The following is a 15,158-nucleotide window of genomic DNA, read 5'->3' as shown; positions in this document are numbered from 1 at the left end:
ATTGCTTTTGTCCCCTTTTTCATTTATACTACAGCCGATTAAAAAATTTAGTGAAAAAATGCTTGTCAGAGACAAAGTATCCAATGTAATTGAGCAAAGCAATTACATCAGCCGGGATTTGAGCTGGCTACAATTTAACCACCGGGTTCTGGATCAGGCAAAAAATACCGAGCGTAACATATTCGAACGATTAAAATTTCTTGCCATTACTTCTTCCAACCTGGATGAATTTTTTATGATCAGGGTGGGCAGTTTGTATAACTATCTGGATTATGGCAAAGAACGTATAGATTACTCCGGTTTACGGGAAACTACTTTCCGCAAAACATTACTGGCTACCGCACAGCATTTTTTCAAAGAGCAGAATGATGAGTATAAAATGCACCTGCTCCCTTTATTTGAACTGTCTGATTTCCGCATTGCCAAAGTAACAGACCTCGATGCGGAGGAACGTTCGGATATGTCGGCTTACTTTATGCGCACTATCTTTCCCATGCTTACGCCCATGGTGTTTGATGGCTATCATACCTTTCCTATCCTGATGAACAAAATCCTCATTTTTGGGGTAGTTACCAGAACACAGGATGATAGTAAAGATCAGCGCCGCTTATCATTTGTACAGATTCCACAGAACTTACCCCGCTTTTATGAAATGTACCGGGGCGACCAGCTGGTATTTGTACCCATTGAAGAAATTATCCGCCATGAAATTCATAAGCTATACCGCAATATTGAAATTCTGTCTGTAAATCTGTTCCGTATCACCCGAAACGGAGATTTTACCCTGGAAGAAAGTGATGATATTGAAGCAGACTTTATTGATGAGATTAAGCGCAAAATTAAAACCCGCCGTACCGGACGGGTGGTGCGAATAGAGGCGGAACCAGGTTACTCTACCTGGATGATGAAAGTATTAAAAGGCCGCTGGGAACTCGATGATGATAATATTTTTGTATCCGACCGGATGATCGACTTTACTGGCTTATGGCAGATAATCAATCATAAGGAGTTTAGAGACCAGCTTCCGGTGGTGCATCCGCAAGTACCGCCAGTCAGTTTAAAAAATGTGAAGGAAGCCCCTATTTTTGATATACTCAAGAAGCAGGATGTACTGCTCCATCATCCCTACAACAGCATCGAACCTGTGGTACATTTAATGGAACAAGCCGCTGAAGACCCGGATGTATTGGCTATTAAACTAACTATTTACCGCCTGGCTAAATCTTCCCGGATTACCAATGCCCTGCTGAAAGCGGCTGAAAATGGCAAACACGTATCTGTTCTCTTTGAAGTGAAAGCAAGGTTTGATGAAGAAAATAACATCCGGGAAGCACAAAGGCTACAGAAAGCAGGTTGTTTTGTGATCTATGGTATCAGCCGGTATAAAACCCATACTAAACTGTTGCTGATCGTACGGAAAGATGGAGATAAAGTAACCAGGTATGTGCATATGTCGAGCGGAAATTATAATGAAGACACCTCCCGTTTGTATACCGATGTTGGCCTGCTGACGACCAATGAAGTATATGCACATGATATTTCTGAATTTTTCAATGTAATCACCGGCCATTCCCTGCCAAACGACTACCAGTACTTAATTACAGCACCCAGAGACATGCGGAATCAGCTTATTGAATTGATTCGCAAAGAAGCTACACATGCACAGCAGGGCTTAGCCAGTGGCATTGTAATCAAGTTAAATTCAATGGAAGACCGGGAGATCATTGATGAATTATATGCTGCTTCACAAGCCGGCGTTCCTGTTAAATTGATTGTAAGGGGGATTTGTTGTTTGCGCCCAGGCAGAGCCGGGTTAAGTGATAATATTGCTGTCCGTTCTATTGTAGGCAACTTCCTAGAACATGCCCGGTTGTTTTATTTCCACAACACAGGCGATTATAAAATCTATGGAGGCAGCGCTGATATTATGGTCCGCAGTTTTGAACGCAGGATTGAATCACTGTTCCAGGTTGTTTCCGAAAATGTAAAACAGGAGGCTGTAAATGTGCTCGACTATAATCTAAAGGACAATGTAAATGCGTATGAATTGCAGGAAGATGGTTCGTATACAAAGAGCTCTGCAAATGGCCATCCTCCATTTAATATGCATGAAGAATTCTATAAAGTGAATGCAGATATCATTAAAGAAGCCCGATTGTTTTAAGTCTGAATAGTAATTGCAGGGCCATACTATTAAAATTCAGGGAGCCTCTCTCCTACTATGGCATGATTATTTCGTATGCGTAATTTCCTAAACAACCACATTTCTGCATGAAACTAAGAAACAGCCTATTCCTAATATTTCTTCTACTTAACTTTACTTATTGCAAATCCATACGTGAATTGCAGTCTTTTGCCAAATGTGAATTCAGGGTGGCTACTGTCGAAGGTACAACCTTAGCCGGAGTGAATGTTCAGCAGATCCGCAAGCTCACAGATCTTAATTTGATGCAAGCTGCCAAGATTACCCAATCTTATGCCGGGGGTTCTCTTCCTTTGTCTCTGACTGTGAATGTAGATGTAAAAAACCCCAATGCTACGCCTGCTGCAATGAATAGCATGGAATGGATCATGCTTATTGATGACAAAGAAATTGTAGATGGCGTAGTAAACGACCGGATTGATATCGCTGCTAACGGCGGAATTTCCAAACTTCCTATCCGCATTTCTACAGACCTAAGGAAAATATTATCTAATATGTCAACCGAAGAGGCCGTTAATATGGGATTAGGCCTTTCGGGTTCTGGCAACAAACCCACCAGAGTTACATTAAAAGTAAAACCTTCTATTCTGGTCGGCCAGACTTTAATCAAATATCCCGGATATATCAAAGTGAATCATGAATTCGGCAACCAGCAGCAATAGTTGAATAGCTTGATTATCTAGTTGTTGAAGAGTTAAAAAGTTAAAAATATAGCTGAATATTTTAGACTGTTATTCTATAATTCAAACCTTTTGTAATTCTATCATTCATTACTCACTCAATCTCTCATTCTCTTAATCACCTGTATGACTATAGAAGAAGCGCAACAACTGGTAGATCAGTGGATTAAAACAACTGGCGTACGTTATTTTAATGAACTCACCAATATGGCCATGCTTACCGAAGAAGTAGGGGAAGTAGCAAGAATTATCGCCAGGCAATATGGCGAACAATCCTTCAAACCCTCTGACAAAGATAAAATACTGGCCGATGAACTGGCGGATGTTTTGTTTGTGGTGATCTGCTTAGCCAACCAGACCGGAGTAAACCTTACTGAAGCTTTACAGAATAACCTGGATAAAAAGACAAAACGGGATGCTGACAGGCACCACAATAATAAAAAATTAAAGAGTTAACAGATTTTGCTAACAATTTTCAAAAAATTAAAACCCACCCAAGAATACGCTGTCTGGGTGGGTTTTATTATATATTATAAAATTTCAGAAGTTTAAGTAAGCATTCCCCCATCTACCTGCAATACCTGACCGGTGATATATCTGGAAAGGTCAGAGGCCAAAAATACGGCACAATCGGCTACTTCATCGGGCGTTCCCCCTCTTTTCAATGGAATACCTTGTTTCCATTCATCTACCACTTTCTGGTCTAATTCGCCAGTCATTTCAGTTTCTATGAATCCTGGTGCAATCGCATTGGAGCGGATATTTCGTGAACCCAATTCCAGGGCAACTGATTTAGTAAATCCGATAATCCCAGCTTTAGAAGCCGCATAATTCGCTTGTCCGGCATTTCCCCGGATACCTACTACGGAAGTTAAATTAATGATGGAACCATTTTTTTGTTTCATCAAAATTCTTGTCGCCGCTTTTGTCAGGTTGAATACAGATTTCAAATTTACATTCAATACAGTATCCCACTGTTCTTCCGACATCCGCATCAGCAAGCCGTCTTTGGTAATACCAGCATTGTTTACCAATACTTCAAGTGAACCAAAATCAGCAACTACCTGATTTACCAATTCCTCAGCTGCCTTAAAAATGGAAGCATCCGAACGGTATCCTTTGGCTTTGATTCCAAGTGCTTGTAGTTCTTGTTCGAGTGCTTGTCCTTTTTCAACACTGGATAAATAGGTGAACGCCACGTTTGCGCCTTCTTCCGCAAATCTTTTGGCTATGGAGCGTCCAATTCCTTTGGAGGCACCTGTGATGAGTACGGTTTTTCCTTTCAGTAAATTCATACGGCCAAAAATAGAGAATAAATCCTGAAAATGAATGTAGACCATTGAATTTTAAGGACTCCTCGTAATCAACCTCAAAATAAACAAGTAAACTTTCAGATCATAGCACGTTATATTATAGCATTCTATAAAAAATGCTTAATACGATAAAGCAGAAATACTTATATAAAAAGGAAAAGAATGGCGAATTAGAGCAAAAAATCCTGTTATTAGAAAAGCAAGCTGTTCAAATGAAAAATTTCATTGAATACTATGTGCAATTATATAGGTATTTCCAGCGAAAAAATAAAGGCACTTCAATAGCAATTGACAACTCGCACAAACTATTTTACCTTGCTTGCTGGCTTCTTGCAGCTTTTACGGATAGTAGTCTGGTTCATCTTGTGTTTTTGTTCTGAGCTAATGTACACGCCTTTACCCATCACATCCGTTTGGTCCTGGGCAGACATCATAGCGATTTCCCTGGCACTGATATTTGGTATTTCACCTATATAATCAGCATAGCTCAGAGTCGAAAATAATAAAATAAATGTGGAAGAAAGTAATAGACTTTTCATAGGGTTGAATCTTGATAAAATCGGTAGTAGGTAAATGATGCAATCAGAACCTGAAAATACTAAATTTTATCAAGATTTTGAAAAATATCTATGTTTTTTAAAAATCTGAATACTAACAGAAGGAATTTGATTTAATAACATGCATATTTTCCGATTGTTGAGTATTTCAGCAAATAAATCTTCTTTTTAGCACTATCTCTGCTCATGAAATGCTTCGTTACTGCACGAGCAGGCAGATAGAGCAGTAAATAATACCTTTTAAAACCAGCCAGTCCACTTAAACTATCAGTAAAATGAATTGTGACAGAAGCATATATTTCTTTATTTCACTCAATTTTACCAAACGCTCGAATTTATATGCAAAGGTTTATATTATCTGCTAAACTTACCATCACTCTAAAAATCCTGATTACACTAGGTTTGGTAAACGTATGCCAGTATCTGAAAGCAGAAGATGGCTACCGCCTATGGCTCCGGTACGACAAAGTTGAAAATGCCCAACAATTAGCTGCTTATAAACAAAGCGTTACGCAGGTACTCTTCAGTGGCAATTCTCCCACCATAAGTGCTGCCAGAAAAGAATTATTCCAGGGGTTGAGTGGATTGCTACAACTGCAACCCACCGAAACAAAGACTGTATCTCAAAATGGGGCTTTACTCATAGGCACAATTGCAACTACACCTATACTTTCTGAACTGAATCTGAAATCAAGTTTAGAAAAAATTGGCACAGAAGGATTTTTTATTAAAAGCGTAAAGATCAACCAGAAAAATGCTACTATAATTACAGCAAACACAGATACAGGTGTACTTTATGGCGTATTTCATTTTTTGAAGCTGATCCAAACCGGGCAAAGTCTTTCCAATTTGTCTATCGAAAATTCACCTAAGCTTACGCATCGGATATTGAATCACTGGGATAACCTCGACCGGACAGTTGAACGGGGCTATGCGGGATTTTCTTTGTGGGAATGGCACAAACTCCCCGATTACCTCGACCCCAGATATACAGATTATGCCAGGGCAAATGCTTCTGTTGGCATCAATGGCACTGTACTTACCAATGTAAATGCCAATGCATTGATTCTTACTCCTGCTTTTCTGGAAAAAGTAAAAGCACTAGCTGGCATTTTCCGTCCATATGGCATTAAAGTATACCTAACCACCCGTTTCAGCGCACCGGTTGAAATTGGCGGTTTAAAAACAGCAGACCCTTTAGATGCAGAAGTACAAATGTGGTGGAAAAAGAAGGCAGAAGAAATTTACACCTATATACCTGATTTCGGTGGCTTTTTGGTAAAAGCCAATTCCGAGGGGCAACCGGGGCCACAGAATTATGGCAGAAACCATGCTGATGGGGCCAATATGCTGGCAGATGCAGTAGCCTCAAAAGGCGGAATAGTGATGTGGCGTGCTTTTGTATACGATGATAAAGTTCCGGATGACCGAGCCAAACAAGCCTATAATGAGTTTACACCACTAAATGGAAAGTTTAGGAAAAATGTATTTGTCCAGGTAAAAAATGGTGCCATTGATTTTCAGCCTAGAGAACCTTTTCATCCACTGTTTGGAGCCATGCCACAAACGCCACTGATGATGGAATTCCAACTTACCCAGGAATATTTAGGTTTTGCTACTCATTTAGCGTATCTGGCTCCTTTATTTAAGGAATGCCTCGATTCTGATACGTATGCCAAAGGAAAAGGAGCTACTGTTGCTAAAGTGATTGATGGAAGCCTGCATAAATATTCTATGTCCGGGATGGCTGGGGTTGCCAATATTGGCAATGACCGCAACTGGACTGGGCATCCGTTTGGACAAGCTAACTGGTACAGTTACGGCCGGCTTGCATGGAATCCTGCCTTATCTGCGGAAGAAATTGCCGAAGAATGGATACAAATGACATTTACCAATGATAGTAAAGCGCTTAATTCTATTAAAGAGATAATTATGGGTTCCAGAGAAGCCGTCGTCAATTATATGACTCCTTTGGGCTTGGCCCACCTCATGGGATATAGTCATCATTATGGCCCTGGGCCATGGGTAAGTAATAAGAAACGTGACGACTGGACTGCCACGTATTACCACAAAGCAGATTCAGCAGGCATCGGCTTTAACCGCACATCAACCGGAAGTAAGGCCCTATCTCAATATTTTCCACCAGTAAAGGCACAACTGGAAAACCTGCAAACTTGTCCTGAAAAGTATTTGCTATGGTTCCACCATTTGCCCTGGACGCACCGGATGAAATCAGAAAAAACCCTGTGGGAAGATCTGGTAGGGCATTATTATCTGGGTGTGGAACAAGTAAGGAACATGCAAAAAACATGGGATAGCTTAAAAGGAAGTATAGATGAATACCGGTTTGCACAGGTAAAATCCCTGTTGAGCATTCAGGAGAAAGAAGCCGTATTATGGCGGAATTCCTGCGTACTTTATTTTCAGCAGTTCAGCAAAATGCCTATTCCTGCCGGTTATGAAAAGCCGGCTCACCCCTTGACCTATTATGAAAAACTGGAATATAAGTTTGTTCCGGGCAATTAATCATAGATATATCATATACTATAATATCTGACCAATTTATGAAAGCAATCGTACTGGAAGGCGTTAATCAGTCTGTGGCATTAAAAGAAGTTCCTACACCCACTCCACAAAAAGGCGAAGTACAGATAAATATTAAAGCTGCTGCACTGAACCACCGGGATGTCTGGATTCAAAAAGGCAAATATGCTGGACTCAAATATCCTGCTATTTTAGGTTCTGATGGAGCCGGCGTGGTAACGCAAATGGGAGAAGATGTCGATAAGCAATTACTAGGCAAGGAAGTTATAATCAATCCTGGACATAATTGGGGCGCTAATCCGGAGGCGCAACGGAAAGAATTCAAAATTCTAGGTATGCCAGACCAGGGGACTTTTGCAGAATATATATGTGTGCCGTCCCAGTATGTCTTTACAAAACCAGCTCATTTGTCTTTTGAGCAAGCGGCAGCTTTACCTTTAGGAGGGCTTACGGCTTACAGAACCTTGTTCACCAGAGGAGCTTTACAAACTGGGCAAAAAGTACTGATCACCGGTATTGGTGGTGGTGTTGCTTTAATTGTCCTTAAGTTCTGCCTGGCTGTTGGCGCAAAAGTCTGGGTTACTTCAGGCTCCGATTCTAAAATCGAAAAAGCTATTTCCTTGGGTGCTCAGGCAGGCGTTAATTACAAAGCTGAAAAATGGCATGAATCGCTGCAGCAACAAGCAGGTGGCTTTGACTTAATTGTTGATAGTGCGGCTGGTGAGAATTTCCCTAAATTGATTGATCTGGCTGCAACCGGAGGAAAAATAGCAATGTACGGAGGCACGCAAGGAACAATTAAAGACATCATTCCAGGGCGGATTTTCTGGAAACAGCTTTCCATTCTGGGAACTACGATGGGAAATGAGGGCGAGTTTGCCTCCATGACGCAACTAGTAAGCACTAAACATATTGTGCCAGTTATAGATAAAACCTTTCCAATGGCCGAAGCTGAACAAGCATTACGACGTATGGACAATAGTGAACAGTTTGGGAAAATTATTTTACAAATATACTAATCCTACAGCATTAAAATATTTCGAGCAGTAACATCTAAAAATTTCAAATGTATACTTCCCTCTTTATGTAAAATCAAAAAAATTGTATTATACCAAAACAATATATCAAAATTTAAATAATTACTGAATTTTTATTGAATATTTCTTGCATTCCTGATTTATTTTATACATCTTAACCCACTTTTTCGAATGTAGTTTATGTTTATCAAAAGAATTTTAGCACCTTTTTTACTCATCCTGCTTGTCGTGAACTGGTAGAATGAGAAAGGTGTACGCTAATAAAAAGCCTTTCTCTCTCAGGAAGGCTTTTTTATATTATATGGGCATGAAAAAAACTATTGTTACTACATACTATTCTGATTCAACTTGCTGTTTTTACCAACAAAGTAAAAAACAGCTTATTTATGTATAATCTAAAGCCTTTTCCTTGCCGGAAGAGGCTTTTTTGCTAACAACGATAATGTATCATAAAGAGAATTCGATTGTTTACCTTAACGGAAAATTTGTAAAGGCTTCAGAAGCTACTTGTAGTCTTTATTCGCAAACCGTGCATTATGGAATGGGTGTTTTTGAAGGAATCCGTTCGTATGACACACGTAATGGGACCAAAATATTTAAAGCCCGTGAGCATTTTGAACGGTTGCTTCATTCTGCTCACCTGATGGGTATTCCACATTCTTATACGGTGGATGAGCTCATTCAACTGAGCTATTCCCTGCTTGAGAAAAACAATCTGGAGGACGCCTATATCCGTCCATTGCTGTATATGGATGAAAACATGAGTTTGCAGGTAAAGAAAACATCCAGTTCTAATCTGTTTATGGCTGCCTGGCAATGGGACAAATATTTAGGTGACAAGCGAATCAATGTATATATCTCTTCGTATGTGCGGCCTAGTCCTAAGTCATTTTGTATTGAAGCCAAAACCTGTGGAAACTATGTAAACTCTATCCTAGCCTCAACCGAAGCCAGGAATGCTGGCTATGACGAAGCAATTTTACTTGACCAGAATGGGAATGTAGCCGAAGGAGCGGCCTCTAATTTATTTATTGAAAAAGATGGCAAATTGTATACTCCACCTAGGGGAAATATATTACCTGGCATTACCAGAGGAGCCGTCATTGAAATGGCGAAGGAAAAAGATATTGAAGTAATTGAAAAGCTTTTTTCTACCGACGAACTCTATGCGGCAGATGCTGCATTCCTGACAGGAACAGCCGTGGAAGTGGCTGCAATAAAGTCTGTGAACAAAATTCCATACAAAAAAGAATTTCATCATACCATTACTTTTGAGATGGAAAAAGATTTTAAGAATTTTGTCCGCAATTATCATGATCCGGCTTATACAATCATTTAAAGAAAATTGAGTATTTTTACTTAACTAGCAGCATAAATCATCAGTCTGATTCATTATATCCCAAATTATATTTCTCAAAAACATAAGTAGAATTCATTAATGGAAACCGACCCAAAACAAACCACAGCCTCTCTTAACAAATACAGTGCAACCCTTACCCAGGATGAAACCCAGCCAGCTTCCCAGGCCATGCTATATGGAGCAGGTTTCACGGATGAAGACATGAAAAAAGCCCAGGTGGGTATTGCCAGCACTGGCTATGAAGGAAATACCTGTAATATGCACCTGAATGGTCTGGCCGCTCAGATTAAAAAAGGAGTTACTGATGCCGGATTAATGGGTTTGATTTTTAATACCATTGGTGTCAGTGATGGCATTTCAATGGGGACACATGGCATGTCCTATTCCCTGCCTTCCCGGGATATTATTGCCGATTCCATTGAAACTATTTCCGGAGCCCATTATTATGATGGCTTAATTACAGTAGTAGGCTGCGATAAAAATATGCCTGGTGCCATTATGGCGATGAGCCGCCTCAACCGTCCTTCGCTGATGGTGTATGGAGGCACGATTAAATCTGGGCTTTATAAAGATGAGAAACTAAATATTGTTTCTGCCTTCGAAGCCTTAGGCAAAAAAGCAGCCGGAACTATATCAGAGCAGGATTTTAAGGAAGTAATCAAGCGTTCTATTCCAGGGGCTGGTGCCTGTGGAGGCATGTATACCGCCAATACGATGGCTTCTGCTATCGAAGCCATGGGCATGAGCCTGCCGCATAGTTCTTCTTCTCCGGCCTTGAGCGAGAAAAAGAAGAATGAATGCCGCAATGCTGGGAAAGCTATTCTGCAATTGCTTGAAAAAGATATCAAGCCGAAAGATATCATGAGCTATGAAGCGTTCGAAAATGCGATCCGGCTCACCACAATTTTAGGTGGTTCAACCAATCTGGTATTGCATTTGCTCGCCATTGCCAAATCTGTAGGCGTAAAACTCACTCTTATGGATTTTCAGCGGATCAACAACGAAACTCCTTTGCTGGCAGATTTAAAACCAAGCGGAAAATATATGATGGAAGACATGGATTCCATCGGAGGCGTACCTGCGATTTTAAAACTGATGCTGAAAGAAGGTCTGATTACCGGAAATTGTTTAACAGTAACAGGAAAAACATTACAGGAGAACCTCGAACAGGAATCAGATATTCCCGCAGGACAGGATATTATTCATTCTTTTAGCAATCCGATCAAAGCTACTGGTCATATTCGCATTCTTTTTGGAAACCTGGCAGAACAAGGAGCAGTAGCAAAAATTACCGGCAAAGAAGGAGAGTTTTTTGAAGGAGAAGCCATTGTGTTTGATTCAGAGGATGAGTTAAATGATGGTATTTTACACGGAAAAGTAAAAGCAGGGCATGTAGTAGTCATTCGCTACGTAGGTCCAAAAGGCGGTCCGGGTATGCCTGAAATGCTTAAACCAACCTCAGCTATTATAGGAGCAGGTCTGGGAAATAGCGTAGCCCTGATCACCGACGGCAGATTCTCCGGAGGTACACATGGATTTGTAGTCGGACATATTACGCCTGAAGCTCAGGAAGGTGGTACAATTGCCCTTGTTAAGAATGGCGACCGGATTGTAATTGATGCTGTCAACAACACTATTAATATACAAGTAAGTGCGGAAGAACTGGCTCAGCGAAAAACAACCTGGGTAGCTCCCCCTTACAAGGCAACTTCAGGCATTTTAAGAAAGTATATCAAAAATGTATCTTCTGCTTCAGAAGGCTGTGTAACTGATTTATAACTCTAGCATATTATTACAATAGAAAAGAGAAAAATATAATCTTTTTGTAAATAAAATTACATTTTAGAACCATTTTAGTTATATCCGCCTTATAAAAAAGAGGCTTTTAGTAACAAAATAAAATCACATATGCAAGCATTAACCAAAGCACCTGCCAGTAAGACCACTTCAGAAGCTAAAATTGTAACCGGCGCAGAAGCAGTTTTACTATCATTACTGGAAGAAGGCGTAGATACCATTTTTGGGTATCCTGGAGGGGCCATCATGCCTATTTATGACGCTTTGTACGGATACCAGGACAGACTTCGCCACATTCTGGTACGTCATGAACAGGGCGCAACACATGCAGCCCAGGGTTACGCCAGAGTAACGGGTAGGCCAGGTGTTGTTTTCGCTACTTCTGGTCCGGGTGCTACCAATCTGATTACAGGCATTGCAGATGCGCAGATCGATTCTACTCCAATGGTTTGTATTACCGGCCAAGTAAGTTCTGCTTTACTGGGTACAGATGCTTTCCAGGAAACAGATGTGCTGGGAATTTCTATGCCAGTCACCAAGTGGAATTATCAGGTAACAGATGTGAAAGAATTGCCTGAAGTAATGGCCAAAGCTTTTTTCATTGCTAAATCAGGCCGGCCGGGACCAGTTCTGATTGATATCACCAAAGATGTACAAAACGCCAAATTTGAATATACCTATAAAAAGTGCGAAAAAATCAGAAGCTATGCGCCCTATCCAAGAGTAAATGCAGAGGATATTGAAGCAGCGGCTAAACTGATTAATGCTGCCAAAAAACCATATATTCTTGCCGGACATGGGATTCTGATTTCTGGTGCACAAAAAGAACTGCTTAGCCTGGCAGAAAAAGCTGGTATTCCGGTTGCCTCTACCCTGCTAGGTCTATCTGCCTTCCCTTGCGATCATCCTTTATATGTAGGGTATTTGGGTATGCATGGCAATTATGGCCCCAATGTAAAAACAAATGAATGCGACGTACTGATTGCGATTGGTATGCGCTTCGATGACAGGGTAACCGGTGATCTGAAAACCTATGCCAGACAAGCAAAAGTGATTCACATAGAGATTGATGCATCAGAGATAGATAAGAATGTAAAAACAACCGTTGCATTACATGCGGATGCCAAAGATGCTTTAACTGCTATACTACCTAAAGTAAACAAAAATACACATGCTGAATGGCTGGCTGAATTCCGTGCATGCGACCAAATTGAATATGATAAAGTAATTCAGAAAGCCTTGAATCCCCCAAGTGGCGGTTTATTAATGTCGGAAGTAGTAAACTACATTTCTGAACTCACCAAAGGAGAAGCCATTGTAGTAACTGACGTAGGACAACACCAGATGGCTACTTCCCGCTATTACAAATATAAAACCACTGACAGCAATGTAACTTCCGGTGGATTGGGTACCATGGGTTTTGCTTTACCAGCCGCGATGGGTTCAAAAATAGGAAAGCCTGAAAAGCAAGTAGTAGCCATCATTGGCGATGGCGGTTTCCAGATGACCTTACAGGAATTAGGCACGATTGCCCAGTTTAAAATTGCCACAAAAATTGTCATTCTCAATAATAGCTTCCTCGGAATGGTACGACAGTGGCAGCAGTTATTCCATGAAAAACGCTATTCTTGCACAGAAATGATAAATCCGGATTTTGTAGCCATTACCAAAGGTTTCGGTATTCAGGCTAGTAAAGTAACTGACCGGGAAAACATCACACAAGCCTTGCAAACGATGCTCGATCATGACGGCCCGTATTTACTGGAAGTGGTTGTAGAAAAAGAGGAAAATGTATTTCCAATGGTTCCGGCAGGTGCTTCTATTTCTAACATCCGGCTGGAGTAACTGTGATTTAATATTTCCCTTTATAGCGGGGTTTAAATGCCCCGCTATAAAACTTACTATTTTTAGAATCAAAATAAACCTACCTATATGGAAAATCAGAACGGTTATAGTACCGATGTAAAGCTGTTTATCATCTCCGTACTGACCGAAAACAAAAGTGGTCTCCTCAATGCCATCACGATCATTTTTACCCGCCGCAAAATCAATATAGAAAGTATTAACGTTTCCGAATCTGAAGTTTCCGGAGTAAGCCGCTATACCATTGTGGTAAAAATTACCAGGGAAAAAGCCGAAAAACTGGTTAAGCAGATCCGCAAACTGATTGAAGTATTAGGTGCATTCTTATACGAGGAAGAAGATACTCATTTTCAGGAACTGGCTTTATATAAAGTACCACTAGAGCCTTTTCTCAATGACAGTAATAACCGCATAGAAAAACTCATCCGCGATAATTTTGCCCGCATTTTAGTGATCGAACGGGAATATATCATTATTGAAAAAACCGGCCGCAAGAGCGAGACAACCAAGTTATTTGAAGAACTCAAACAGTTTGGTGTATCGGAATTTGTGCGTTCCGGCCGCATTTCTATTTCTAAATCCAAACGCAGAACTGAGACTTTCCTGAAAGAACTGGAAGAGCTTAGTGCCAGCTCCATGCGGAAAAATTAAATAATCCTTGCTTTTTTTATTTTTTTACTATCATTTCGCCTTTTCGTTAATCATCTCATTTTTAATCCTTAAACATTTATTTACAAATGGCAAAAATAAACTTTGGTGGTGTAGTTGAAGAAGTTGTAACCAGAGAAGAATTTCCCCTGGCAAAAGCCCGTGAAGTACTAAAAAATGAAACTATCGCCGTAATTGGATACGGGGTACAAGGTCCAGGCCAGTCGTTGAACATGCGTGACAATGGGTTTAATGTAATTGTAGGTCAGAGAAAACCATCTAAATCATGGGATCATGCTGTGCAGGATGGTTTCAAAGAAGGCGAAAATTTATTCGAAATTGAAGAAGCGCTGAGAAGAGGTACCATCATCTGTTACCTGCTTTCGGATGCTGGACAGATTGCCCTGTGGCCAACTGTAAGCAAACACCTCACAGAAGGGAAAACCTTATATTTTTCTCACGGCTTTGGTATTACTTATAAAGAACAAACCGGAATTATCCCACCAAAAAATATTGATGTCATTTTAGTAGCCCCTAAAGGCTCAGGCACCAGCTTGCGGAGATTATTCTTAGATGGACAAGGATTAAATTCAAGTTTTGCTGTTTTCCAGAATGCTTCAGGAAAAGCCAGAGAAAAAGCCGTAGCCATGGGTATTGGCGTAGGTTCAGGATATTTATTCGAAACTGATTTCAAAAAAGAAGTATACAGCGATTTAACAGGCGAAAGAGGTACATTGATGGGCGCTATTCAGGGTATTTTTGAAGCCCAGTATAACATTCTACGCAAAAGAGGACATACGCCTTCCGAAGCTTTCAACGAGACGGTAGAAGAACTCACACAAAGCTTGATGCCACTTGTAGCTGAAAACGGAATGGACTGGATGTATGCCAACTGTTCTACAACTGCACAAAGAGGTGCACTCGACTGGCGTCATAAATTCCGGGATGCCGTAGCACCAGTTTTTGAAGAATTATACGAAAGCGTAGCCACCGGAAAAGAAGCTGAAAGAACCATTAAACTTAATAGCCAGCCAGATTACAGGGTAAAATTAGACCAGGAATTAAAAGAACTCCGTGAGTCTGAAATGTGGCAGGCCGGCTTAAAAGTAAGAGAACTAAGACCCAAAAAATAGTTGTTTGTTGTTAGTTGATAGTT

Annotated in this window: 12 protein-coding genes; 10 read left to right on the top strand and 2 right to left on the bottom strand. The window is 40.5% G+C overall.

Annotated features, from left to right (window positions below):
- The first annotated feature begins 58 nt into the window (after nt 1-58).
- From ppk1 to GXP67_RS32510, 3 genes are all read left to right on the top strand, one after another.
- Nucleotides 59-2,164: a polyphosphate kinase 1 gene (ppk1, locus tag GXP67_RS32520; RefSeq protein ID WP_162446975.1), complete on the top strand. Its 2,106-nt coding sequence runs from the start codon at nt 59-61 to the stop codon at nt 2,162-2,164.
- Nucleotides 2,165-2,271: 107 nt separating this feature from the next.
- Nucleotides 2,272-2,865: an LEA/WHy family protein gene (locus tag GXP67_RS32515; protein WP_162446974.1), complete on the top strand. Its 594-nt coding sequence runs from the start codon at nt 2,272-2,274 to the stop codon at nt 2,863-2,865.
- 144 nt (nt 2,866-3,009) lie between these two features.
- The gene (locus GXP67_RS32510; protein ID WP_162446973.1) at nt 3,010-3,339 is read left to right on the top strand and encodes a nucleotide pyrophosphohydrolase; all 330 of its coding nucleotides are present in this window, start codon (nt 3,010-3,012) and stop codon (nt 3,337-3,339) included.
- Between the two features lie 92 nt (nt 3,340-3,431).
- Here GXP67_RS32510 and fabG read toward each other — a convergent pair whose 3' ends face one another.
- A complete protein-coding gene (gene fabG / locus GXP67_RS32505; protein WP_162446972.1) occupies nt 3,432-4,178 on the bottom strand; it encodes a 3-oxoacyl-[acyl-carrier-protein] reductase in 747 nt (248 codons plus the stop codon).
- 323 nt (nt 4,179-4,501) lie between these two features.
- Complete coding sequence (locus GXP67_RS32500; protein WP_162446971.1) at nt 4,502-4,735, bottom strand: hypothetical protein; 234 nt, start codon at nt 4,733-4,735, stop codon at nt 4,502-4,504.
- 357 nt (nt 4,736-5,092) lie between these two features.
- On the opposite strand from GXP67_RS32500, the gene GXP67_RS32495 reads away from it, so the two are divergent.
- The 7 genes from GXP67_RS32495 to ilvC all read left to right on the top strand — a co-directional run bounded on the left by GXP67_RS32495 (nt 5,093) and on the right by ilvC (nt 15,135).
- A complete protein-coding gene (locus GXP67_RS32495) occupies nt 5,093-7,279 on the top strand; it encodes an alpha-glucuronidase family glycosyl hydrolase (protein ID WP_162446970.1) in 2,187 nt (728 codons plus the stop codon).
- A gap of 38 nt (nt 7,280-7,317) precedes the next feature.
- Nucleotides 7,318-8,316, top strand: coding sequence for a zinc-binding dehydrogenase (locus GXP67_RS32490; RefSeq protein ID WP_162446969.1), 999 nt, complete (start codon nt 7,318-7,320; stop codon nt 8,314-8,316).
- Nucleotides 8,317-8,776: 460 nt separating this feature from the next.
- Nucleotides 8,777-9,673 (top strand): branched-chain amino acid transaminase, encoded by an 897-nt coding sequence (locus tag GXP67_RS32485; RefSeq protein WP_162446968.1) that lies wholly within the window; start codon nt 8,777-8,779, stop codon nt 9,671-9,673.
- 99 nt (nt 9,674-9,772) lie between these two features.
- Nucleotides 9,773-11,473: a dihydroxy-acid dehydratase gene (gene ilvD, locus GXP67_RS32480; RefSeq protein ID WP_162446967.1), complete on the top strand. Its 1,701-nt coding sequence runs from the start codon at nt 9,773-9,775 to the stop codon at nt 11,471-11,473.
- Nucleotides 11,474-11,602: 129 nt separating this feature from the next.
- Nucleotides 11,603-13,336: a biosynthetic-type acetolactate synthase large subunit gene (ilvB, locus tag GXP67_RS32475; RefSeq protein ID WP_162446966.1), complete on the top strand. Its 1,734-nt coding sequence runs from the start codon at nt 11,603-11,605 to the stop codon at nt 13,334-13,336.
- An 87-nt stretch (nt 13,337-13,423) separates the two neighbouring features.
- Nucleotides 13,424-14,005 (top strand): acetolactate synthase small subunit, encoded by a 582-nt coding sequence (gene ilvN, locus GXP67_RS32470; protein WP_162446965.1) that lies wholly within the window; start codon nt 13,424-13,426, stop codon nt 14,003-14,005.
- Nucleotides 14,006-14,091: 86 nt separating this feature from the next.
- Nucleotides 14,092-15,135: a ketol-acid reductoisomerase gene (gene ilvC, locus GXP67_RS32465; RefSeq protein WP_162446964.1), complete on the top strand. Its 1,044-nt coding sequence runs from the start codon at nt 14,092-14,094 to the stop codon at nt 15,133-15,135.
- The last annotated feature ends 23 nt before the right edge of the window (nt 15,136-15,158 follow it).

Origin of the sequence: Rhodocytophaga rosea (assembly GCF_010119975.1) — a bacterium.
Lineage (GTDB): Bacteria > Bacteroidota > Bacteroidia > Cytophagales > 172606-1 > Rhodocytophaga > Rhodocytophaga rosea.
The sequence above is the reverse complement of the archived record's forward strand: the minus strand, read 5'-3'. Positions and strand labels throughout refer to the sequence as shown.

What these genes read in the sequence shown, in the direction of transcription:
- ppk1 (WP_162446975.1), top strand. Translation starts at nt 59, where the DNA reads ATGCTTGTCAGAGACAAAGTATCCAATGTAATTGAGCAAAGCAATTAC.
- GXP67_RS32515 (WP_162446974.1), top strand. Translation starts at nt 2,272, where the DNA reads ATGAAACTAAGAAACAGCCTATTCCTAATATTTCTTCTACTTAACTTT.
- GXP67_RS32510 (WP_162446973.1), top strand. Translation starts at nt 3,010, where the DNA reads ATGACTATAGAAGAAGCGCAACAACTGGTAGATCAGTGGATTAAAACA.
- fabG (WP_162446972.1), bottom strand. Translation starts at nt 4,178, where the DNA reads ATGAATTTACTGAAAGGAAAAACCGTACTCATCACAGGTGCCTCCAAA.
- GXP67_RS32500 (WP_162446971.1), bottom strand. Translation starts at nt 4,735, where the DNA reads ATGAAAAGTCTATTACTTTCTTCCACATTTATTTTATTATTTTCGACT.
- GXP67_RS32495 (WP_162446970.1), top strand. Translation starts at nt 5,093, where the DNA reads ATGCAAAGGTTTATATTATCTGCTAAACTTACCATCACTCTAAAAATC.
- GXP67_RS32490 (WP_162446969.1), top strand. Translation starts at nt 7,318, where the DNA reads ATGAAAGCAATCGTACTGGAAGGCGTTAATCAGTCTGTGGCATTAAAA.
- GXP67_RS32485 (WP_162446968.1), top strand. Translation starts at nt 8,777, where the DNA reads ATGTATCATAAAGAGAATTCGATTGTTTACCTTAACGGAAAATTTGTA.
- ilvD (WP_162446967.1), top strand. Translation starts at nt 9,773, where the DNA reads ATGGAAACCGACCCAAAACAAACCACAGCCTCTCTTAACAAATACAGT.
- ilvB (WP_162446966.1), top strand. Translation starts at nt 11,603, where the DNA reads ATGCAAGCATTAACCAAAGCACCTGCCAGTAAGACCACTTCAGAAGCT.
- ilvN (WP_162446965.1), top strand. Translation starts at nt 13,424, where the DNA reads ATGGAAAATCAGAACGGTTATAGTACCGATGTAAAGCTGTTTATCATC.
- ilvC (WP_162446964.1), top strand. Translation starts at nt 14,092, where the DNA reads ATGGCAAAAATAAACTTTGGTGGTGTAGTTGAAGAAGTTGTAACCAGA.